This is a genomic window from Methanobacterium veterum (assembly GCF_000745485.1).
GTDB lineage: Archaea > Methanobacteriota > Methanobacteria > Methanobacteriales > Methanobacteriaceae > Methanobacterium_D > Methanobacterium_D veterum.
Genome location: NZ_JQJK01000009.1, coordinates 220,117 through 241,970, shown reverse-complemented (window position 1 = coordinate 241,970; position 21,854 = coordinate 220,117). Strand labels below are relative to the sequence as shown.

The following is a 21,854-nucleotide window of genomic DNA, read 5'->3' as shown; positions in this document are numbered from 1 at the left end:
TATACTCAAAATCCATTACAATCAAATTGTGGAAGTAGACTGAAATGTTCATATCTGAATTGATACCAGTTAAGGATGCACTAAAAATCATAGACAACATTGAAATTAAACTCGATATTGAAAGGATTCCTCTTGAAGAAGCATATAACAGAGTCCTTGCAGAGGATATAAAAGCACTTTTAGATTCTCCCTCCTTTGATAGATCTGCTATGGATGGTTATGCCGTAAAAGCTGAAGATACATTCGGATCTTCTGAAACCAGTCCTGCATATTTAAAAGTTGTAGATAGAATAGGTGCTGGCGATACATCAAAAATAGTTTTAAAGCAAGGGGAAGCTATAAAAATCGCTACTGGGGCGCCGATACCAGAAGGTGCAAATGCAGTTGTCATGGAAGAGTATACCTACGAAGAAAACAATGATTTAGAAGCTTCAAAAACATTATTTCCAGGGGAAAATGTTGCTCCATTTGGAGAAGATTTTAAAAAAGGCGATGAACTCCTAAAATCAGGGGAACTCTTAAGACCACAAGATATTGGAATAATAACGTCTGCAGGCCATGATACAGTAAATGTATTTAAAAAGCCCAAAATAGGCGTGATAACTACTGGAAACGAACTTGTAATGTCTAAATCAGATATCGAAGGGGCCAAAATTATAAATTCAAATTATTATACCTTAAAAGCACTCGTTGAAAGTACCCTTGCAGTTCCAGAACTTACCCATTGTGTTGACGATGCGCAAAAAGTAAAAGGACAAATTGAAACATTTTTAGAGTCATGTGATGCCATAATAACCACTGGCGGCACTGCAATAAGTAAAGGAGACGTTGTGGTAGATGTGGTTGATGAAATGGGAGAAGTTTTAATTCATGGAGCGGGCATAAGACCTGGAAAGCCCTTTGGATTTGGAGTAATAAATGGAACCCCAATATTCATGCTTTCAGGGTATCCTGTAGCTTCAATGGTGCAGTTCGATATTTTCACTCGTAATTACCTTCTTAAAATGCAGAATATTCATAAAGAGTTCCCCATCATTAAAAAAACAGCATCCAGGAAAATTGCATCAACACTTGGCAGAACAGATTATGTTAGAGCAAAAACAGAAGGCAGTTTAGTACAGCCCCTTAAAATAGATGGATCTGGAATTATAAGATCTATGGTTGAATCTGACTGTTATATATTGATAGAAGAAAATGTTGAGGGTATAAACGAAGGCGAAGAATGTGACGTTTTACTTTACGATTCGTTAAAGGTATAACTAATTAGATTCATAGTTAAATTTTCAGACTGACAAAATTTATAATTAATATCATTGTGCAAATAAATATTAATAAATACTTGCTTTATTATATGAATTTAAAGGTGATTAAGTGGACGCTTTACAGTTTTATGCTATTGCATTTATTGTTATTTGGGCTGTAGCCCTTTTATTCAGAGATAAACTAAAAATTGAGATAAGTGGCCCTATTTTAATGAGGAAAACCACTCGACTCAGGGATTTTATTGACTCTATTGCTCAAAAGAGTCCCAGGTTCTGGCGATGGAGCATGAATATTGGAGTGCCCATATGCGTGTTCTTTATGATTTTAAACCTCCCACTGCTTTTATACTCACTGGGAACTATCATACAAAACATATTTGCCGTCCAGGGACCATCAACAGTATCCAGCGTTGGTATTGCAATCCCAGGGGTCAGCATTCCAGGATCATCTTTTAATGTCCCCTTAGTATACGGGTTAATTGGACTTGTAGTTGTTATAGTTGTTCATGAATTTGCACATGGAATCCTGGCAAGAACTGATGGAATTAAAATCAAGTCAATAGGACTGCTTATGCTTGCAGTTATACCTGGAGCATTTGTTGAACCAGATGAAGAAGGGATTAAAAAAGCATCAAGACTTACAAAGCTCAGAATTTATGCTGCAGGATCTATGTCTAACATAGTTGTAGCGTTTATTGCATTTTTACTTCTAACTGCATTATCGTCTTTTTTCATTGCCCCATCTTTCCATCCTCAAGGAGTAGAAGTCCAGAATACCATGCCAAATACTCCAGCTTATGGAGTTCTACAAAATGGAATGGTTATAACTCATGTTAACGGCTATGAAGTGACGAATTTAACCACATTTACTGATATATTAAGCACTAAAATTAAACCCGGTGAAGAAGTTAACATTACGACTAACCAAGGGACGTTTAAACTTAAAGCAACGGCAAACTCAAACAATACAAACCATGCTTATCTAGGAGTAATTGTACAAAACCATTTGACTGTTAATCAAGATGTTGCCAGCAAATACGGAGATACAATACCATGGTTCCTTTACAGTTTATACTGGTTGTTCTACTGGATATTCTTCTTAAACATTGGAATCGGGACTTTTAATTTACTTCCTGCAAAACCACTTGACGGAGGACTTATGCTGGAAGAGATATTATCCTCTAAAATGTCAGAGGACCTGGCAAACAGAATTACAAATTCAGTCTCCGTATTCTCATGGATGATAGTTGTAATTCTAATAGGAGCAACTATTATACCTGCAATAGCTTAAGTATAGCTTAATAAAGCTATATTACTTATTTTTATTTTTTCTTTTTATGTTTTATTGCGTCCTCAAAAGCCTCTTTATGGAAATTAGATGCCATATCCTTTTTACACTCGTCATCGGCGAATAGTCTCATTTTAGGAGCCCTGCAAGGATAATGCTGCAACCTGAGACCTGCTTTAACAGGTACATCTTCTAAATCCTGCCCTATCATTTCTTCAGCTACAAAATATGTTGAGCCACATGGAGAAGACCTTAAAACTTCTATATCAACAATTTTATCTCCCTGGCAGTTTACCCTAACAATTGGCCTTCCAAATTTGGATACAAACTCATCAAATACAGGATTGCCATTTTCTTGAAGATCACACATATTTTCAGGGCATGTAACATTTCCCAATCTTTCAAGCTGATTTTTAAACCCTTCTCCTCTCCAGGCAGCCACGATTACCCACCCTACCTTATCATGGATCATTTCAACAAGGTCAAGAGCAAGATCTGGATGAAGAACATAAGTTATCAGCATATCTACACCTTCCAGCCGTTTTAATGCATCTTCAGGTATCTCAATTTCATCTGCAAACATGGATACAGGTGGTTCAAGCTCAATAAAATCTGTGTCAAATTCTTTACTTATATATTCATATGCACGTTCTCCGTACGGGCCATCTGTAGCTATTGCAACTTTTAACATCTTTTCAATCTCCTAAAACAGTCCCCATTTATATAAATTCAAGTTATTTTACTAAATCTTCAATTAAACCAACAATTTCTGGATTAATAAGTTTATAGTGTATCCATACCCCTTCTTTACGTCCTTTTATAAACCCTGCATTTTTAAGTACATTTAAATGATGTGAAATAGTTGATTGAGGCTTTTCAAGAGCCATAATTATTTCACAAACACACAACTCCCTGTCCTGCAATAAATAAAGTATTTTAAGCAGGGTGGGTTCTGAAATTGCTTTAAATTGATCTGATCTGACTTCAAAAGTTTCATCAGAAGGAACTTTAGATAAAATTTCCTTTAAATTCTCAATTTGCCCACTGCATGGTTCGCCTTTACCGTTTATCTCACAGGTTTTCATGACATACATCTCATTTTAACTGCCTTAATTTGAACACTGGTGATCTTTCCCACTAATCTCTCATCCATATTTGGCTCTGTGAAAAAGTGCTGTTCAACAATTTGAATGTCTTTAAATCCTGCGTCTTTTATTGTATCTAAATAATCCTGCTTTTCCATAGCCCCCGCAATACAGTTAGACCATGCATCAAAACTGCGTTTAATTTCTTCAGGTATATTTCCCTCTGTCACCAGATCTGATACTAAAATACGCCCTCCGGACTTTAAAACTCTAAAAGCTTCTTTATATGCAGCAAATTTATCAGGTGTAAGATTAATTACACAATTACTTATAATAACATCTATCGAACCACCCTCAATGGGTAAATTTTCTATTTCTCCCAGTTTAAATTCAACATTTTCATATTTACCTTCTTCAGCATTTTTACGGGCAGTTTCTACCATTTCTTCAGTCATATCTACTCCAATGACTTTACCTGATTCACCGACCTTGTTTGCTGCAAGAAAAACATCTATTCCCCCTCCAGATCCAAGGTCTAATACTGTTTCACCTTCTTTAAGATCTGCAAGTGCAGTAGGATTGCCGCACCCAAGCCCAAAAACAGCTTCTTCAGGTATACTTTTAATATCTTCCAGGGCATACCCTGCAGCTTTAGCCTGTTCAATTGTTAAATCAACTCCAGAGCAGCAAGAACAATAAGATTCCTCTTTTGTCGCTATTTTTGAGTATCTACCCTTTACAAACTCCTTAATTTCTTTTCCATCCATTATATGCACCATGTCAATAAGTTTAATTCCATATATCCAAATATATGGATATATTAAATATAAAATTATTGATTTTTCATATAAAAAACAACAAAAATTCAAGCTTATATACTTTGAACTTACAAAATTCATAGTGTCTAATTCCGAAAGGTGAAAAAATAAATGAAAATAGCAATAGTAGGTGCTGGAGCCGGTGGGCTTTCAACAGCCTCTAACATAAGAAAATACAATAAAGATGCGGAAATAACTGTAATTACCATGGGAAAACATATTGCTTATTCCCCTTGCGCTATCCCCTATGTTTTAGGTGGGGAAGTAGAGAATTTTAAGGATATCATTATGCATGAAGCAGAAGATTACCTTGAAAAGAACATAAAGATCATAACTCAAGCAGAAGTTTTTGATATATCAAGCAGCGAAAATAAAATAAAATACCGTCTCATAAACGAAAAAACAGAAGAATATGAACTTTCATATGACTATCTCGTTATAGCAACCGGGGCGAGTTCATTCATCCCTCCAATTGAAGGTACTAATCTAAAGGGTGTTTTCAAGCTTAGAACCATTGAAGACGGTCTTAAAATCAATGAATGGGCTGAAAAAAGCCAAAATGCAGTGATTGTAGGGGCAAGTCTAATAGGTGTAGAAGTATCATATGCACTCAGACAAAAGGGCCTTAATGTTACAATGACTGAGATGCTGCCTCAAATTATTCCAAGGTCACTAGATCCAGATATGGCAACAATAGTTCAGGATTACCTCGAAAAACATGGCATAAACGTGATTTTAGGGCAGGGAATTGATAAACTCACAGGTGATGAACATGTAGAAGGGGCTGTCTTTGAAGACAACGTTATAGACGCTGATCTGGTTATAATGGCTACTGGAGTCAGACCTAAAACCAAGCTGGCGGAAATGGCAGGATGCACACTTGGAAAATGGGCAATAGTGGTCAACGAAAAAATGCAGACGTCCATACCAAACATATATGCAGTTGGAGATTGTGTAGAAGTATTCGATGCAATAACTGGAGATAGTACTCAATCCATGTTAGGAACAACAGCTGTAAGACAGGGAAAAATCGCGGCCAAAAACATTACAGGAATAAATGCAGAATTCAAACCTGTTCTAAATTCCAATGTTTCAAAGGTTGGAGAACTTGAATTTGGTGCTGTAGGTCTAACAGTTGCATCAGCACGGCAAAGCGGGATAGATGCAACATATGGTAAAATTAGAGCGCTTACCAAAGCCCGTTATTATCCAGGGGCAAAAAGAATTGATGTTAAAATTATAAATAACCTTAAAGGGCGGATCATCGGATGTCAACTGATTGGTGAAGAAAGAGTTGCAGAACGAGTAGACATAATGTCACTCGCTATAACAAAAGGAGTTACCTGCTCTGAACTTGCAACTACAGAATTTTCATATGCCCCTCCAGTTTCAATGGTCACAGATCCAATTATTCTAGCGGCAGAAGATGCTTGCAGTAAATTAAAATCAGTTAATAAGGAAGAACAGGATTAGTTCTCCTAAAACTTTTTTTATTTAAATTTTTAATCAAAAATAACTTAATTATTCAATTAAGCTATTGATTTATTCGCTTTCAGGCTCATTTTTAAAAGGAACTGCAAACTTTTTCTCAATTTCCTGCCTGTAAAGCGTGTTCATGGAGCAAAAAGGTATAATTCTTCCATTTGGAACTGCATAGTGTATTACACATCTTCTAACTCTATCCTGATCAAAATTCCATGGATCCATGAAGTGCATGCATGCAATAAGCAGTGATTTTTTATGAAAATCTCCAAGTGCAGAATATGACCTTTCTTTAAATACAGAGGTCAATATTTTCTTTATATCAACTGATTCTGGTGCTTTTGACGTGTCTATAGTTTTGGGAAGTCCGACTGTTGCCCTTGCTATGGTTTTAGCTTTGCCGGTTAATCCTCCTTTTTCAATATCTTCAGCACTTTTTGTTAAAAGGCCGAATAATCTATCTACATCTATAAACTGTGTAACTGGAATAATTTTATCATTGTCAATAAAAATATAAGTAGCAGCACCACAATGAGGATGACATGTAAATGTAACCTGCTCTTTACCTTCTATAGCCGCAACAAACTCGGAAATTGGGACAACAGAGGATGCAGGGTAAAAATCTTCTACTTTAATTTTAGATTCAGTCTGCTCCTCAACTAATTTCTCAAAATCAGGGATTGTTACACGCTGTTCTTCTACTTCATCTGCCGGTGTTCTACCTGCAAATGAAACAGGCTGGAAGTTAATTCCCCTTATAATATCAATATTATCAATTGCAAATCTTATTATATTCCCTACTTGCTGGTCATTTATCCCTTTTATAAGTGTCGGAACTAAAACAATTCCTAAATCTACTTTTCTACAGTTTTCAATTGCCTCTAATTTAGTTGAGAGTAAATCTCTGTTCCTTATTTTGATATATGGCTCCTCTGTAATTCCATCAAATTGTAGATAAACGGTATTTAATCCTGCTTCTTTAAGATCTCTTGCAAGGTTTGGGTTTTTTGCAAGTTTTATGCCATTTGTAGCTATCTGCGTATGTGTAAAACCTTCTTCCTTGGCAAGCTTGATTAGATCAACTATATCTTTCCTGACGGTTGGTTCCCCTCCAGCATACTGTATTGCAGGAGTTGAAACAGGCTGATTATTCCTTAAATTCTGAAGCATTCCCCTTATCTCTTCATATGTCGGTTCATAGAGACTTTTTGAAACAGCAGCATTTGCAAAACATACAGGACATTTCATATTACACCGGTTTGTAACATCGATAAGCCCGAGAATAGTGTGGCTTTCATGTTCCGGGCATAATCCGCAGTTTGAAGGGCATTCGCCATTTAAAACAGTTTGAGGATTTTCAATTCCTTCCCCTTTATGATCATATTCAACCGCGTTTTTATAAATTTCATCACTGCTCCAGTAAGTATTTTCAAACTTTCCATGCACTAAACATTCTTTTATTATCTTAACCCTATCTTTATCTTCATCAACTTCAGCATCGATAATTTGAAGACAATCCGGACATAAACTTTTAGTCTTTTTAATAACCATTATTGTACCTCCAGCATCCAATTGACTTTAAAAATTAAAATTTAATAATTTGTAATAGATTGTATCCATTTTGAAGTGTTTACATCCCCTTTTTCCTTCTTAGTATACAACTCATTAACATATTTTATTGCCAAATCCATATTTTAAAAAATCTACAAGATTACTTGCATTTTCAAGCACTTTTTCCATTTTATAGTCTTCTTCTTCATCAAACATTTCGTTAAAATGGAATACCATATAATTCAATATTTTAAGGATGAAATCTTCAGAAAATCTATTATTAAAATCTCCATCTTTAATAGCTTTTTTGATTCGTTCCTCAAGCCATGCTTCCTTATTTCTCTCAATGATGTTTTTCGCGTATTCATAAATTTCATTTCCCCTTTCTTTTCGAAACATTATACCGAGTTTAAAGTACTTGGGAAATGCAACCGCAAATTCATAAGCTATCTGGACCTGTACTTTAAACCTTTCAAAGATATCTTTCCCTTTAAAATCATCCATACATCCCATACGGTCATTTATGAATTTGCACTCAGCTTTATGGGCAGATTGAAGTAAAAACACGTAAAAAGCCTGTTTATCTTGAAAGTGATAGTAAAAGGTACCTTTGCTGATACCTGCATTTTTAAGGATAATATTTAAGGAAGCATTTTCGTAATTTTTCGCTGTAAATTCATCTAAAGCCGCCTCAATAAGTTCATTTTTTCTTTTAAATGACTTTTGTTCCATTTAATTTATCCTCCATCAGATGGCCTATAAATGAAAGCAGTATATCCTTTAAATCTTCAATACATACACTCTCAATATATACTGGTTTTAAGTGTATTGCAAATATAATATATAAACCTGATGGTCTAGACTATGCAGTCTACAGAATTAAAATTGTTTAAAATAAAAATAGTTTAATTTTGAGGAATTTCCTTAAATTTTATAAAAATTTAAATACTTTCCTTTTCTTAAACTTTTGAAACCTTTTTCAAATGTATTTTATGACCATATCCTTTTTGTTCTTTACTGATTCTATACCTGTAACCTGTAGCCTCTTCAAGTGCCATTGCTGAAGTATTGGTATAAGGACATGTTGTTATTAAGACTCCTTGTTTTTCAAGCTGCTTACACAATCCAAAGAAACGGCAGTTTTTTATTTCAAGTTCAGCTTCTCCATCTCTAACCTCATATTCCATATCTCTTGCAAATTTATGTTTAATGAAATATTCTTTTACAGATTGAAAAGCAGATTCTCCATTTGTAAACTCAACACCGTCTTTTTTCAATTCATTGATAAACGTACGGCCTATTTCTCTAGTTACAGAGTAAGATCCCCTCCCAGATATTGTCCAGAGGCCGTGTGTTAAAGCCAGTATCATAAGAGCCATTGGACCTTCCCCTTCGGATCCTATCTTTTCATCTTCAAGAGAAATAAATTGATCTTTTTCTATGCCGCATATTGGGCAAACCCAATCTGAAGGAAGATCTTTTAAATCAGTGCCTGCTTTAACTCCATTTTCAGGGTCGCCGATACTTGAATCGTAAATATAACTGCATATATCACATTTGTACTTCATTTTACTCACCAATTAACACTTTTTACCCCAAACATTAGCTTTAAGAAAATTTTATGTGTAACCTATATTGTTTGGCTTTACCCGAACTAATTGTATATTATATAAAATAATGCATATAAATGTTGCTATTCAATCTAAAATCGTAATTAAAAGTAACTGAAAGTTAATACAGATAAAATTCATCTCCAAATCTGCATAAAGTTGAAATAAGTCAATAAAAAAAGGTAGACCCTTGAAAATTGTATATTTTCAAGGGTGTGAAATGAGAACTTTAAACACTTATCCTAAAATTGTTTTAATGTCTTCTTTTGGGTCTCCAATTGGTGTTATATCATAATTTTCGACCAGCACATTTAGAATATCTTCATTTACCCATGCAGGTATAATTGGGCCCAGGTAAATGCCTTTAATTCCAAGTGCAAGTAAGCTCCAGAGGATTGCAGCAGCTTTCTGTTCCATCCAGCTTAAAACAAATGTCAGAGGCAGTTCATTTACCTCCAGGCCGAATAATTCTGAAAGCGCAGCTACAATGTCGATTCCAACTATTGCATCGTTACATTGGCCGAGGTCTATTAATCTTGGAACTCCTTCAATATCACCAAGCTGAAGGTCATTGAACCTGTATTTACCACATGCAAGTGTTAATACAACTGTGTCTTCAGGTAAATTCTTCACAAATTCTCTGTAATAACTTGTTTTTGGCAGTGGGGAGTCACATCCTCCAACTACAAAGAATCTTCTTATTTTTCCAGCTTCTACAAGTTCTTTAATTTTTGGCGCAAGTGAAAGAACTGTGGAAGCTCCGAATCCGGTTGTGAACACTTTTTCTCCAGGTTCATCTGGAAGTTCAGGTAAAGATTTTGCTTTTTCAATTACGGGAGTAAAATCGTAACCGTCAATATGCTGAACTCCAGGTAACTGTGCAACTCCTGATGTGAACATTCTTTCTTTGTATTCATCTGTTGGTATTAATACACAGTTTGATGTTCCAAGGATTGCGACAGGGTACTTTGAAAATGTTTTCCTCTGATCGAACCATGGTCCTCCGAGTTGCCCGACAAGATGGTCGAATTTTTTAAATTCAGGATATCCATGTGCAGGGAGAAGCTCTGAATGTGTGTAAACATTTATTCCAGTCCCTTCTGTCTGTTTAAGCAGCTCATATAGCGCTTTAAGGCTGTGGCCTGTGGCAACAATACCATGACCTTTTACAGTTCCAGTTTTTACTTCTTTTGGCTCTGGTTCGCCGTATTTTTCTATAAGAGCTTTCTTTAAAAGCTGCATTGTTTTTATGTTCATTTCCCCAGATTCAACGGCAAGCTTTACAAATTCTCCTGCGTCCTGATTAACATTTGTTAATGTGGAGTAAAATCCCCTTTCTAAAAATCCATCCACTTCTGGATCTGTATATCCTAATTCCCTTGCGTGGTAAAGATATGCAGATATCCCTTTAATTGAAAACAATAGATTATCTTGAAGCCTTGCAACTGTTGCTTCTTTTCCACAAACACCTTTTACTGTACAACCAGTTCCTCTAGCAGTTTGAGAGCACTGGTAACAAAACATATCTAAATTTTCTTTTACAGGGGGACAGCTTCCGCCTCCTGATGATTCAGAACTTTTCCTACCAAATAGTTCAAATTTCATGTTTTTCCTCCATCTTACTGTGTTCGTCTGCATACGAATGTTTCATTATCTACGAACAATAGTATATAAAATTTTCGGTTTTGTTTTATGGTACACGAACAAAGTATATATAAAGAACACCAACATACTTTGTAAACAAGAAAAGTTATCTTTTCAAAAAATATGATTATCAAAAAAGTTAATATTTAAACATATCATTTTATCTAGGACTAAAGTAGAACTAGATATAAACCTTAAAGAGAGGCTATCTTTATGAAAGACACGAATCAAAAAAAATCCTATGATACCCAAATCGGATTATTTGCAACATCAAAGGGTATACGCGCCATAGATAGTCCCGTAAAGTCTAAAATACTATCAATGCTTAGAAAAGGAGAGTTAAGCTTTGATCAGATAGTAGCTTCATCTGGAAAGGCCAAATCAACTGTATCAGTACACCTCAAAAAACTGGTAGATGATGGAATAATCGGTTCAAAGCCCGATCCTCAAGATGCACGTAAAAAGATATTTTTTATAAAATCAGAATATATCGGCGAATTGGCACGAGATAAAACACAGGAAGATGATTTAGAGAGTTATGTCTCCAGCTATGTTTTAAGCGACGGAGATCCCTTCGAATTTTTCAGATTAATGTTTAAGACCATACGTGTAGGCCTAATAAACCAGGGCATCAATATCGACCCCATACTTCACGATGCAGGGATCAAAGTAGGAAAAGCACTATATGAAAGGGTAGCTGACCCTGAAATGAGCAAATTCCTCGGAAATATCGCCCAGTTCTGGGAAACCCACTATCTAGGTAATGTTGAAGTTAAAAATCTTGAACCGTTAATAATTAACGTCAGCGAATGCTATGAATGCAGGCATTTACCTTACCTTGGAAGACCTGCATGTGCATTTGATGCAGGAATATTAGAATCTCTTTTTTCGTCTTATTATAACGATAAACGAGCTGTTACTGAAACAAAATGCTATGCTATGGGCGATAAATACTGCTGCTTTGTTATAGATAAAAATGAATAGTCAAAGAGACTATTTCAGATTCGTGAGCACTTCAGAACCTAATTTTTTAATATCTCCACTTTGAGAATACTGATAAATGCCCGCATATGCAGGAGCTGAATCTTCACTTTTGGGAGGTATAATAACAACAAAGGTCATGGTACACTCATTCTTATCTATCCATGTACCTGAATTTATATAGACATTCTTTTCCTGTTTTTCATTGAATGAGGTTATAACACGTGCCTCATGGGAATGTCCAAACACAACAATTCGTTTATCCGAATCAGGGTTATTGAAGTACTGGACAGCTGATTGATCATCAAGATGACTGGCTAAATCTCCTTTCAAAACTGCCTCTGCTGTAGGTATTTTAACAGGGACTAAATTATTAGTTTGCCTTTCATCCCAACCTTCAATAACTCCATTATGTAATTTAACATCAATATAACCATTATCTGGGTCTTGATATGGTAATACATCACTTATGGAATAAAAACCAGTGAATCCATCTATATTTGTGTTTATGACCTTTTCATCGAGCCCTTCTTTTACAGGGAAATCCGTAATAAGGTCTTTCCAGACATTCCAGTAGAGGAAATAAAGATATTGAACTTCTCCAAGTTCATTTTTACTAACAACCGGTAATGGATCATCTCTTTTAGGGCGGCCCTGAATAACTGAACTTGTTGCCATTCTTGTAAAAATATATCCTGGAGGCAGTATGGAATCTATTTTGGTTATAGATCTGTTTGAAAAGTCAGGTGCGCAATAGAAATTATATCTATGTCCATGTTCAATGACTATTTCTGGGAAATCTACAGGAGTATATGCTCCCAAACCTTTAACATCACGGGCTTCAAATATTCCCGGCATGATGCTTTGAATATCTTCGGAATTTATCAGTAAATCATGATTTCCAGGCACGTATGTTACTTTTATTTTACCATCTGTTATTATGCAATTAAAAGCATCTATTACAGGTTTGTTATTAACAGCCACCGCTTTTACAAAGTCCCCCTGTGTTTTTCCATTAAATGTATCCATATTCATTGGAATAAACCATTCATCTATGAAATCACCGGCTATAACCAGTTCTTTGACATTTGGTGAAGTTCTAACTTGATCTAAGAACTTAACCAGGGCTTCTCTGTTTCTGTTAATTTCAGCGTAGCTGTCGTTTGCACCTAAATGAAGATCACTTATACATAATATCAACGTTCTTTGATTATTTAAATCCAGAATACCTCTTGAATCCAGATTAAATGAGTAATCTACAGCAAAATAATTTGTAAATTCTTCTTTTAAAGATGCTCCACTTACAGATTTTACTCCATCCGTTATGTGGAGTTTATACTCCTCACCTTCCGTAAAGTTTGCATTGTCAGATTTACTGATATAAAGAGAAGATGATGAATTTTCATCAGAACCTATTATAATGTTCTCTTCTATTTCTTTTCCATTAGATTTAACTTTATAAAGTTTTATTCCATCTGAAACTGTATTAATATCTAAATTTTCGCTGAATACTATATTTAATTTACCTGTAGGGTTAATAATAGATGGATTTTCTATTTTATCTGATAAAGGAATGTCTGTTTCTACATTTAGCAGTGGTTTAACTATTTCTTTAGAATTCAAAGGACTAACCTCCTAAGTTAAGATATAAACCCAAGCACGCTATTTTATTAATTAAATTAATTTTATAAACAAGTATAAGTTCTCAAGCTTCCATTTAAACATTTCCTTTTTATACATCAAAAAAGATAAGATTGGAATTTACTTAATAAAAAGATTATAAAAATATAATAAAAAAATAACCTTTAATACGGTGTTTTATAGATTAAGAGATAATTTTACTATTTATAAAGAATTTCCATTATTTTATCCCTGTTTTTAAAATTTTCTACAACGTAATCTGCTCCGCAATCTCTTAATTCTTTAACACTGTACATTCCAGTAGCTACTGCTATAGTTTTAAGGTTATAAACTTTGGCTGCTTCTACATCGCGGGGAGTATCTCCTACAACAAATATTTTATCCCCATTAAACCCAAGCTGATTTTTTGCAATGCTTATAGCTTTTTTAACCATTAAAGAACGGTCAGCATTGTCACTTCCAAAACCTCCAAATGAAAAGTAACCATTTAAACCTGCTCTTTCAAGTTTAGCGTAAGCTATAGATTCTAAATTCCCCGTTACTAAGCCTAAAAGTGCACCTTTACGCTTAAGCTCATCTAGAAGTTCTATAGCTCCATCAAATACATGTATATTCTCATACTGCACATTTTTCAGGTAGTAATCCGTCATGAAATCCAAACAGCTCTGGAAATCTTTCTGAATTTCTTCTGTAGTTAAGCCCCCTAATGTTAAAATTTCACGTAAAATTAGTTTATCGCTTTTACCTGCGGCGTTTACACTGTGCACATAATCTTCCATGCCATAAAACTTCTTAACGCCCTCTATATAAGCTTGATAATGGCATTTAGCTCCCTGAACCAGTGTACCATCAATATCAAATAGCATTAAAATATCATTTTGAACCATTGTTATCATCTATATTTTTTTACTTCCGAAATGAATTATAATTTTCAACTTAATATAGTCAACCCAACCACTTCAGCCATCTTTCTAAATTCAATTGTCTAAGCCCATTTTTGATAATTAACCCCATAAATAGAACTTAACAAAATATAGAAAATATTAAGACCATATCAAGATCAAAGGAAATTTACTGATTCATATAACCGAACAAATTTTATTCAAAAGTAGTTAAGAAGATTTTATCATATTAAAAAAGACAACGAATTTTTCTTCTAAATCCTCGAAAATTCTTGAATTTTCGGCGGCTTCATATCTTTGAGTAATTGGTGGATTAAAAAAAATCATGTTTCGAAATTTATCCTTGGAACCATTATTTCTTTAATTCTTGAGTGAATATACGGCTTATCAAAGACGCGAATCGGCCCTTTTCAGGATATTAGTTTTTCATTTTCCAGTAAATAAAAAGTCCCTGTTTTAATTCCATTTTCAGGATCCCATTATTTGGAGGGCAAATATAATTGCATCATATTTATACATTTAATCACCTGAATAAGGAGGGAATGAGAGAATAAGACAGAAGCGGTAGTCTCATTTATTATTTCTCTCATGAATTTGAAATTGTGTAAGGAGAGATATAAACCCTCAAAAATCTTTCAAAATTTCAATTTAAAAGATTTTCTGGGCCCCCAAAATTCATAGAATTTTGAGCAACAAGGAACGGAGGCGGTATTGTCCTCATTAACATCTCTCCGTAACTTTAATTATGTGATAGAGATTAAGTCTATGCAATATGCTCCTGATTTAATCTTTCAATGAATTAAGCAGCGGAGAGAACTTAGATGAAGGGTGGTAGGTTAATTATCGTACAGTATCTCTCCATAAAGTTAATTCAAAGTGTGAGAGAGATAGGTGATCTTAAACATCTCTCCCAATCTTGGCATGAGGGAATTGATGATAAACTGAAGCACATGGTTTATTTAAAGTACCTCTCTAAAATTCCCTCTAACATTTTAGCGTGACGTCCTTCATCCCTTGAGCTTTCATCAAAGAAATCATGTGCAGGATCTATATCACACTCTTTAGCTTTTTTAGCTGCAGCTTTCTTTTCATTGTTGGCCATTGTTTCCCCGTTTAGCATCATTTCGATGTTTTCTTTGAGGGACGGCTTGATAATTCCTCCAAGTTCTGCAAAATGAGAGGCGTGGTTAGCTTCATCCAGTGCAATTCTTGTTAAAACTTCGCCTACTTCTGGAAGGCCGTCTCTTTGTGCCTGGCGGGCCATAGCAAGGTACATTCCTACTTCCTGGCATTCCCCGTTAAAGTTGGCCTGGACTGCTTCTTCTATATCTGTGTTTTTACAAATTCCAATTTCGTGTTCGTTTATTATTTCCATTTTAATCTCCTCTATTTCAATTAATTAAAGCCCTTTTATCTCCTGAGCAAGCTTTTTACCTGTCTGGAAGCATTTTTCCAGTTCATCTGCATCAGGTACGTAGTATACTTCGTATTGATCTTTAACATCAAAACCGCAGTTTTTAAGTTCTTCAGCTAGTTTTTTAGGAGTTCCACCTTCCCCACCCATTGATCCAAAGGTTACTGCAAGGCGTTCTCTATTTGTTCTGTTGAACTTAAGACCTCGGAGGTAGAATATTAAGTCTCCTACACTTGGGAACGGTTCATCATAAATTGTTGGGGCCCCAAGAGCTATTGCTTTACTGTCAAGAATATCTTTTACAATTTCGCTCCTTTCATCCTCGTGGAGGTAATATACTTTTACATCCACACCTTCGCTTATAACTCCATTTGCCATGGCGTGTGCCATTTGCTGGGTGGAATAGTGCATGGTGTCGTATATAATGGTTATTTTATCTTTGCATTTTCCAGTGGCCCAGTCGCTGTAGGCACCTATTACTTTCATTGGATCTGTCCATATCTGCCCGTGTGCAGGGGCAATCATTTTGATCTGCTCAAGAAGGCCTAAATCAGTGACTTCCTGGAACTTTTTAAGGACCAGTTTTGATATTGGGGTGATTAAATTGGCGTAAAACTTTTTAGTGGCATCCATAAGCACGTAATCTGGTATTTCATTATCATAGAGCTGTGGGAAGCATAAGTGCTGTCCAAATGCATCGTTAGGGAATAAAATACCTTCTTCTGCATACAGTGTAAACATGCTGTCAGGCCAGTGTAATAAAAATGCATCTAAGAAAGCAAGAGTCTTTCCTCCTAAATCCAGAGCATCGCCAGTTCCCACTGTGACGAAATTAACATCTGAAACACCAGGGAAGTGTTTTTTAAGCCCTTCAACTGCAATTTCAGTACAGTAAACAGGTGCTTCAGGGAATTTTTTATGCAGTTCTGTTAAGACCCCACTGTGGTCTTTTTCAACGTGGTTCTGCACGATCACGTCAACTTTAAATTCTCTACCTTCTTTCTTGCAAGCGTCTTCAACACGTGCTATTAACTCAGGGAATGTTCCAGGGTAAGAGTTATCTATTAAAGCTGCTTTATCTTCCCCAAAGACCATATAAGCATTATAACTGGTTCCGTCAAGTGTGTAACCATGATAGGTTCTTAAATCCCAGTCTAATACTCCAACCCAATATACTCCTTCCTTAATTTTCATTGACTCTGCTTTCATATTTTTGTCCTCCGTTTTAATATTATAGTTTGGTTTTATTCTGACTGTATGGTACTATGCGAACTAATTCTATATAAGTTTTTCTGTTTGGTTTTTCCCGAACGTATTGATATACCCGAACTAGTTATATATGATGAAAATCATATTCTCTAAATGTGATTTGTAATGGCTAAAAAAAATCAGAAGAAACAGAAGAACACAGGCGTAAAATTATTCTCAACTGATGAAGGAATAAATGTCATTAAAAGCCCTATGAAAGCTCAAATACTATCTCTACTTGAGAAAAATGAAATGAGTTTTGACCGCATCGTTGAACACACAGGCAAATCCAAATCCACAGTTTCAGAGCACCTTCAAGCCCTGGTAGATGACGGAATAATTGATTACCGACCAGATCCAGAAGACCGCCGGAGAAAAATATTTTATATTAAATCACGCCACCTGGGAGATGTATCTTCTATAAAAGAGCTTGAAGAAGGCGCAGAACATTATTTTTCAGGAATGTCCAATTACAAAGATCCATTTGAATTCTTCAGACTTATGTTTAGAACCATTAGAGTGGCCTTATTAAAAGAAGGTATAAATATAGACCCTTTACTGCATCAAGCAGGTATAAAAGTAGGGGAAACAGTTTATAATGATCTAGAATCATCAGATACAGATGAATTCGTTAAAAATATTGCAGAGTTCTGGGAAGGAAATAAATTAGGGCGAGTTAAGATTGAAAGTACTGAGCCTATAGTTATAAATGCATACGACTGCTTTGAATGTGAAGATTTGCCCCAGATTGGGAGATCTGCATGCGCATTTGACTCAGGAATACTGGAAGCGATTTTTTCAAAACACTTCGGCCATGAAGTTAACACTGATGAAGTCAAATGTTACGCTAAAGGCGATGACTACTGCTGTTTTGTAATAAAAGAAAAGGAACTTGGAAATCCCGATTATAAAAGTTTAACATCGTAAAACAGTAAAAATATACATCAATTTTTACTATTTTTAAATTTAACAATGGTGGTAGATAAATACTTCTTATCCTCTACAAATCCATTAAATATTTTTTCATCCTTCATACTGCAGTTTTGGACAGATATTATCTCTTTATCCCTTTTATCCTGATTTATAATCTCTTCAAGCATATCAGAATGCCTTGATGTTTTCATTATAACGAATGTATCACCACATGCCATAATCTGAGATAACCTTTCATCTACCTTTGGTACTATAACCATGATTTCATCTTTTTCTGCAAGCTGCATTTTTGCGCTTGCCGCACACCCTGTAAATGAGGTTATACCTGGAATTATCATTGTTTCAAAGTCCATGCCTTCAATTATTTTGAACACATAAGAGAAAGTACTGTAAACAGAAGGGTCCCCCAATGTTATAAATGCCACATCCAGCCCTTCATTCAATTTCTCAATTATAACCTGTGCGGCATCTGTCCAATACTTTTGAAGCTCTTTTTTATCTTCAATCATTGGGAAAAGAGGTTCCAATGTTTCATACTTGCTTTTACGATCATTTAAAACCGGATTTATAATTGATAATGCCACGCTTGGCTTTGATTTTGAAGATTTAGGTGCACATATTACGTCAACTTTATTCAATGCTTTTACAGCTTTTACTGTTAAAAGATCAGGGTCTCCAGGCCCCACACCTATACCTATGAATTTGCCTTTTTTCATGAATTTACCTCAAATATAATCTTTAATATCTTTAAATCCTAATTATTAGCTTTAAAATAAGATTAAATTGTATTATTGACTTATTTAAATAGATAATATATGGAACCCTCGAAAATCAGTGATTTTCGGGGCGTCAAAATTCATAGAATTTTGAGCGACTTACCTATTTATAACATTATTAGAATATAAATGATTATGGATAATGGCTTTTTTTGCAGCGAATGTAAGATGATAAAACAGCGATGCATTTGCTCTACAAAGAAATTAAAGGAAAACAAATCGACAGGAATTCCAAGAGATCACATAGCTAATCTTAAAATGGAAAATCCAGGTGTAAAAAATAGAATACTAAATAATTTTCCATTTGAAGAACCAAGGGAAGGACAGCTGGAGATAATATCAAAAATTGATAGTGCAATCGAGGAAGGATACAAATATATAATCCTTGAAGCAGGGACCGGAACTGGAAAATCAGCAATAGCAACAACGCTTGCAAGGATGTATGAACCGGCTTATATCCTCACAATGACAAAACAGCTCCAAAGTCAGTACGCGAATGAATTCAGTTATCCCCTAGTTAAAGGAAGAGGCAACTTTTCATGCAAGTCTGGAGATTTAGAGATAAGCTGTGATAATGGAATGTGCCAGACAACCCCCAGATCACAGAAATTTTCCTGCGACTTTGGTGTAACCAAGACTGAAGGTGATGAAGCTCATTTTGCATTTGAAGATGCAGGAGGATTCCCATACTACTTCAAATCCCTGGATAAATGCAGTTACTGGCAGCAGAAAGCAGATGCCGCAAACAGCGACATAACCCTGATGAATTATGATTATGCGCTCCTTGAGCTCAACTATGTGAGGCATTTCCCAAAAAGGAATTTCATGGTGCTTGATGAAGCCCACAACATCGAAGATAAACTCATGCGCAGGTTAGAGGTTAATTTACTGAATCAAAGTCTTGAAAAAGATATTAAAAAAACGATACCTCCTCAAATGCTGAATTTTGAAGACCCCGAAGAGTGGATACTTTTCGTTGAAATTCTCCATGATGCCTATAAAGAAATCAACACTAAAAAACTTCCAAAAAATAAGGGAGATAGAATAGTCAGTACCCGTTTTAGACTGCGTGAACTCTTAACTAATCTAGAAGAGCACGCTGAAAACTGGGTTGTAGATCCAACCCCTGGAGGAGTATCATTTAAACCATTAAAGATCGATTTATATGCGCAGAACATGCTGTTTAAACATGCAGATATCTGCCTTTTCATGAGTGCAACTATACTGGACCATCGGTTATTCTGCAAATGGCTTGGAATTGACTACAAAGAGGCGTATCCCCTTAAAATTAAAAGTAACTTTGCAGCATCAAGCCGGCCGGTTTATATAAAACCAGTTGGGAACATGTCCCAGAGATCAATTAAATTCACAGCGCCTAAAACACTTCCAATTCTTAAAAAGATTATGGAACATCACAAACATGAAAAAGGGCTGATTCACACCCACAATTATAAATGTCAAAAATATATAATGGCTAATCTAAAAGATCCACGGTTAATGGGCCACACTTACATAAATAGAGAAATGAAACTACAGCAATTTGAAAAAACAGATAAACCAATGGTGCTTGTAAGCCCCTCAATGAGTGAAGGTGTAGACCTCCCCTACGAAAAATGTCAGTTTCAGGTGATTTATAAAATACCATTCCCTTACCTTGGAGATAAACAGGTAAACAGCAGGAAAAAACATGACCCCAAATGGTACGCATATAAAACCATTATGACTCTAATTCAAGCTTATGGGCGAGGAATGAGAGCAGAAGACGATTTCTGCGCGACCTATATTCTAGACCGGAATATTAAAATGCTGTTTAACAACCCTCTTTATAAGGCGCTTGTCCCAAGATCATTTAAAGAAGCCATTGCACTTGAAGAAGAATGGCTAATTACAGACAAGTTTGAAGAAGAATACTAAATTTTCTTCAACTATCTCAAATTTTTTTAAATATTAATTTAGTACACTTCTAAATCAAACAAACTATTTTTGATATTTTAAAATCCACAGCCCTTGATTTTTATCTGTAATATAAATAAAACCACGCCTGTCAACCAGTACATCTTCAGTTTGCATAACTAATTTTCCCTCGGGCATGGGCCCATAACGCTTTCTTGGCTCAGGAGGCATGAAATATCCCACCTCAACTGGCAAACGCGGATCTTCAACATTATAAACCCTCAAGCCAGCATTGAAATAGGCAATGTAAAATAATTCGCCCTGTTTCTGTACGTCCTGATTGTGCTGTAGTATATTAATATTATGTGGGCCTGACCATCCTCCTTTTTCAAAAAAGTCACGGTATGGTGCACCAGAATGTGGAACTGGCTCAGGAAACAATGATAGCAACATTGGATTTGAGGGGTCGGAGATATCTACGATGGACGCATGATGTAACGGCCCTTTACCATAGGACGTATCCTCCGAATTAACATATGCAATCCCTTTTTCAGGTAAAGGAAGTACACTGTGCATGCTGAACTGTGAGTGGAATGGCGGACTAAAGCTCAAACGACTTACTTCTTCAGGTTTAGATAAATCACTGATATCCAGTATAACCATACCTTCCGATCCATAAGGAAGGTATGCCAGCTTGTCCACAACATATGGTGGGCCGTGCAATGATATATAAGGTTTATGCGGCTTTTCTCCCCTCGCTGTATGCTGTCCTGGTACCCACCAGCGCCCTGCTTCAACTGGCAGAGCTGGATCACTGATGTCAATAATTACATAGATATTTCCATCATATCCCGGCATTCCAGCAGCTAAATGTACATATCGGCCACCAGAATAGAAATTACGATGAGTACCAGTTCCCCCAGTGCGAAATTGCCCTAATTTTCTTGGATTAACAGGATCACTAATATCCCAGATGAGCACACCTTCCTCAAAAGGCTTGCCTGGATTTCCACCAAAGTTTGGAAATATCTTTTCCAGGGCAGTGATCATTATGTTATCTGATAACTCCATTTGAAGAGTAAAAGTATTTTCCGGGCCGGGAATGAATTTAACTAATTGAGGGGCTGTTGGATCTGTAACATCTACAATACTCCATCCCGAATGCCAGAAATGCCCAGTATAAAGATACCACCGACCATTATGCTCACGAATTGACATTTTAAAGGCAGGCCTCCCCTTTAGATCACTGTACCCAACAGCCTGAACATTACTTGCTACAAATCCCTGCGGAAGTTCTTCCTTCATTTTATCCCATCTAATAAATGC

The 21,854-nt window shown here is 35.7% G+C and carries 19 protein-coding genes; 6 read left to right on the top strand and 13 right to left on the bottom strand.

The window, feature by feature from the left end; genetic code table 11:
- The first annotated feature begins 44 nt into the window (after positions 1-44).
- Together EJ01_RS04540 and EJ01_RS04535 are read left to right on the top strand one after the other, a co-directional pair.
- Complete coding sequence (locus tag EJ01_RS04540) at positions 45-1,259, top strand: molybdopterin molybdotransferase MoeA (protein WP_048081519.1); 1,215 nt, start codon at positions 45-47, stop codon at positions 1,257-1,259.
- A 112-nt stretch (positions 1,260-1,371) separates the two neighbouring features.
- Entirely contained in the window at positions 1,372-2,553 is a 1,182-nt protein-coding gene (locus EJ01_RS04535) for a site-2 protease family protein (RefSeq protein WP_048081518.1), read from the top strand.
- A 31-nt stretch (positions 2,554-2,584) separates the two neighbouring features.
- On the opposite strand, the gene EJ01_RS04530 is transcribed toward EJ01_RS04535, so the two are convergent.
- The 3 genes from EJ01_RS04530 to arsM are packed head-to-tail and all read right to left on the bottom strand — an operon-like array spanning position 2,585 to position 4,402.
- Complete coding sequence (locus EJ01_RS04530; protein ID WP_048081517.1) at positions 2,585-3,241, bottom strand: DUF166 domain-containing protein; 657 nt, start codon at positions 3,239-3,241, stop codon at positions 2,585-2,587.
- 43 nt (positions 3,242-3,284) lie between these two features.
- Complete coding sequence (locus tag EJ01_RS04525; RefSeq protein WP_084689140.1) at positions 3,285-3,635, bottom strand: ArsR/SmtB family transcription factor; 351 nt, start codon at positions 3,633-3,635, stop codon at positions 3,285-3,287.
- Positions 3,632-4,402: an arsenite methyltransferase gene (gene arsM, locus EJ01_RS04520; protein ID WP_048081516.1), complete on the bottom strand. Its 771-nt coding sequence runs from the start codon at positions 4,400-4,402 to the stop codon at positions 3,632-3,634. Before arsM ends, EJ01_RS04525 begins: the two co-directional genes overlap by 4 nt.
- Positions 4,403-4,564: 162 nt before the next feature.
- Here arsM and EJ01_RS04515 point away from each other — a divergent pair, with 162 nt between their 5' ends.
- Positions 4,565-5,926: an NAD(P)/FAD-dependent oxidoreductase gene (locus EJ01_RS04515; protein ID WP_048081515.1), complete on the top strand. Its 1,362-nt coding sequence runs from the start codon at positions 4,565-4,567 to the stop codon at positions 5,924-5,926.
- 69 nt (positions 5,927-5,995) lie between these two features.
- Here the strand turns inward: EJ01_RS04515 and tes are convergent, their stop codons facing one another.
- From tes to hcp, 4 genes are all read right to left on the bottom strand, one after another.
- Positions 5,996-7,486 carry a tetraether lipid synthase Tes gene (tes, locus tag EJ01_RS04510; RefSeq protein WP_048081514.1) on the bottom strand — a complete coding sequence of 497 codons (1,491 nt, stop codon included), beginning with the start codon at positions 7,484-7,486 and terminating at the stop codon, positions 5,996-5,998.
- 114 nt (positions 7,487-7,600) lie between these two features.
- Complete coding sequence (locus EJ01_RS16355; protein WP_052375839.1) at positions 7,601-8,218, bottom strand: TetR/AcrR family transcriptional regulator; 618 nt, start codon at positions 8,216-8,218, stop codon at positions 7,601-7,603.
- A 227-nt stretch (positions 8,219-8,445) separates the two neighbouring features.
- Positions 8,446-9,054, bottom strand: a complete 609-nt coding sequence (locus EJ01_RS04500; protein WP_048081513.1) for a rubredoxin — start codon at positions 9,052-9,054, stop codon at positions 8,446-8,448.
- Positions 9,055-9,333: 279 nt separating this feature from the next.
- A complete protein-coding gene (gene hcp / locus EJ01_RS04495; protein ID WP_048081564.1) occupies positions 9,334-10,620 on the bottom strand; it encodes a hydroxylamine reductase in 1,287 nt (428 codons plus the stop codon).
- 333 nt (positions 10,621-10,953) lie between these two features.
- Between hcp and EJ01_RS04490 the strand changes: the two genes are divergently transcribed.
- Positions 10,954-11,724 carry a V4R domain-containing protein gene (locus EJ01_RS04490; protein ID WP_048081512.1) on the top strand — a complete coding sequence of 257 codons (771 nt, stop codon included), beginning with the start codon at positions 10,954-10,956 and terminating at the stop codon, positions 11,722-11,724.
- 9 nt (positions 11,725-11,733) lie between these two features.
- Here the strand turns inward: EJ01_RS04490 and EJ01_RS04485 are convergent, their stop codons facing one another.
- The 4 genes from EJ01_RS04485 to EJ01_RS04470 form a co-directional block, all read right to left on the bottom strand.
- Positions 11,734-13,344 carry a metallophosphoesterase gene (locus tag EJ01_RS04485; RefSeq protein WP_048081511.1) on the bottom strand — a complete coding sequence of 537 codons (1,611 nt, stop codon included), beginning with the start codon at positions 13,342-13,344 and terminating at the stop codon, positions 11,734-11,736.
- A gap of 218 nt (positions 13,345-13,562) precedes the next feature.
- Complete coding sequence (locus tag EJ01_RS04480; protein ID WP_048081510.1) at positions 13,563-14,249, bottom strand: HAD family hydrolase; 687 nt, start codon at positions 14,247-14,249, stop codon at positions 13,563-13,565.
- Positions 14,250-15,219: 970 nt separating this feature from the next.
- Positions 15,220-15,639 (bottom strand): ferritin-like domain-containing protein, encoded by a 420-nt coding sequence (locus EJ01_RS04475; RefSeq protein WP_084689138.1) that lies wholly within the window; start codon positions 15,637-15,639, stop codon positions 15,220-15,222.
- A 24-nt stretch (positions 15,640-15,663) separates the two neighbouring features.
- A complete protein-coding gene (locus EJ01_RS04470) occupies positions 15,664-16,887 on the bottom strand; it encodes an FprA family A-type flavoprotein (protein ID WP_048081508.1) in 1,224 nt (407 codons plus the stop codon).
- A 165-nt stretch (positions 16,888-17,052) separates the two neighbouring features.
- On the opposite strand from EJ01_RS04470, the gene EJ01_RS04465 reads away from it, so the two are divergent.
- A complete protein-coding gene (locus tag EJ01_RS04465) occupies positions 17,053-17,853 on the top strand; it encodes a V4R domain-containing protein (protein WP_048081507.1) in 801 nt (266 codons plus the stop codon).
- Positions 17,854-17,870: 17 nt separating this feature from the next.
- On the opposite strand, the gene cobI is transcribed toward EJ01_RS04465, so the two are convergent.
- Positions 17,871-18,575, bottom strand: a complete 705-nt coding sequence (gene cobI / locus EJ01_RS04460) for a precorrin-2 C(20)-methyltransferase (RefSeq protein WP_048081506.1) — start codon at positions 18,573-18,575, stop codon at positions 17,871-17,873.
- A gap of 195 nt (positions 18,576-18,770) precedes the next feature.
- On the opposite strand from cobI, the gene EJ01_RS04455 reads away from it, so the two are divergent.
- The gene (locus EJ01_RS04455) at positions 18,771-20,549 is read left to right on the top strand and encodes a helicase C-terminal domain-containing protein (RefSeq protein WP_048081563.1); all 1,779 of its coding nucleotides are present in this window, start codon (positions 18,771-18,773) and stop codon (positions 20,547-20,549) included.
- Between the two features lie 63 nt (positions 20,550-20,612).
- Here EJ01_RS04455 and EJ01_RS04450 read toward each other — a convergent pair whose 3' ends face one another.
- Positions 20,613-21,833, bottom strand: coding sequence for an LVIVD repeat-containing protein (locus EJ01_RS04450; protein ID WP_157197597.1), 1,221 nt, complete (start codon positions 21,831-21,833; stop codon positions 20,613-20,615).
- Positions 21,834-21,854 lie beyond the last annotated feature (21 nt).

Coding starts and splice junctions, on each gene's coding strand:
- EJ01_RS04480 (WP_048081510.1), bottom strand. CDS start 14,249: ATGGTTCAAAATGATATTTTAATGCTATTTGATATTGATGGTACACTG.
- EJ01_RS04525 (WP_084689140.1), bottom strand. CDS start 3,635: ATGAAAACCTGTGAGATAAACGGTAAAGGCGAACCATGCAGTGGGCAA.
- hcp (WP_048081564.1), bottom strand. CDS start 10,620: ATGTTTTGTTACCAGTGCTCTCAAACTGCTAGAGGAACTGGTTGTACA.
- EJ01_RS04515 (WP_048081515.1), top strand. CDS start 4,565: ATGAAAATAGCAATAGTAGGTGCTGGAGCCGGTGGGCTTTCAACAGCC.
- EJ01_RS04500 (WP_048081513.1), bottom strand. CDS start 9,054: ATGAAGTACAAATGTGATATATGCAGTTATATTTACGATTCAAGTATC.
- EJ01_RS16355 (WP_052375839.1), bottom strand. CDS start 8,218: ATGGAACAAAAGTCATTTAAAAGAAAAAATGAACTTATTGAGGCGGCT.
- EJ01_RS04465 (WP_048081507.1), top strand. CDS start 17,053: ATGGCTAAAAAAAATCAGAAGAAACAGAAGAACACAGGCGTAAAATTA.
- EJ01_RS04540 (WP_048081519.1), top strand. CDS start 45: ATGTTCATATCTGAATTGATACCAGTTAAGGATGCACTAAAAATCATA.
- tes (WP_048081514.1), bottom strand. CDS start 7,486: ATGGTTATTAAAAAGACTAAAAGTTTATGTCCGGATTGTCTTCAAATT.
- EJ01_RS04490 (WP_048081512.1), top strand. CDS start 10,954: ATGAAAGACACGAATCAAAAAAAATCCTATGATACCCAAATCGGATTA.
- arsM (WP_048081516.1), bottom strand. CDS start 4,402: ATGGATGGAAAAGAAATTAAGGAGTTTGTAAAGGGTAGATACTCAAAA.
- EJ01_RS04450 (WP_157197597.1), bottom strand. CDS start 21,833: ATGAAGGAAGAACTTCCGCAGGGATTTGTAGCAAGTAATGTTCAGGCT.
- EJ01_RS04455 (WP_048081563.1), top strand. CDS start 18,771: ATGGATAATGGCTTTTTTTGCAGCGAATGTAAGATGATAAAACAGCGA.
- cobI (WP_048081506.1), bottom strand. CDS start 18,575: ATGAAAAAAGGCAAATTCATAGGTATAGGTGTGGGGCCTGGAGACCCT.
- EJ01_RS04470 (WP_048081508.1), bottom strand. CDS start 16,887: ATGAAAGCAGAGTCAATGAAAATTAAGGAAGGAGTATATTGGGTTGGA.
- EJ01_RS04475 (WP_084689138.1), bottom strand. CDS start 15,639: ATGGAAATAATAAACGAACACGAAATTGGAATTTGTAAAAACACAGAT.
- EJ01_RS04530 (WP_048081517.1), bottom strand. CDS start 3,241: ATGTTAAAAGTTGCAATAGCTACAGATGGCCCGTACGGAGAACGTGCA.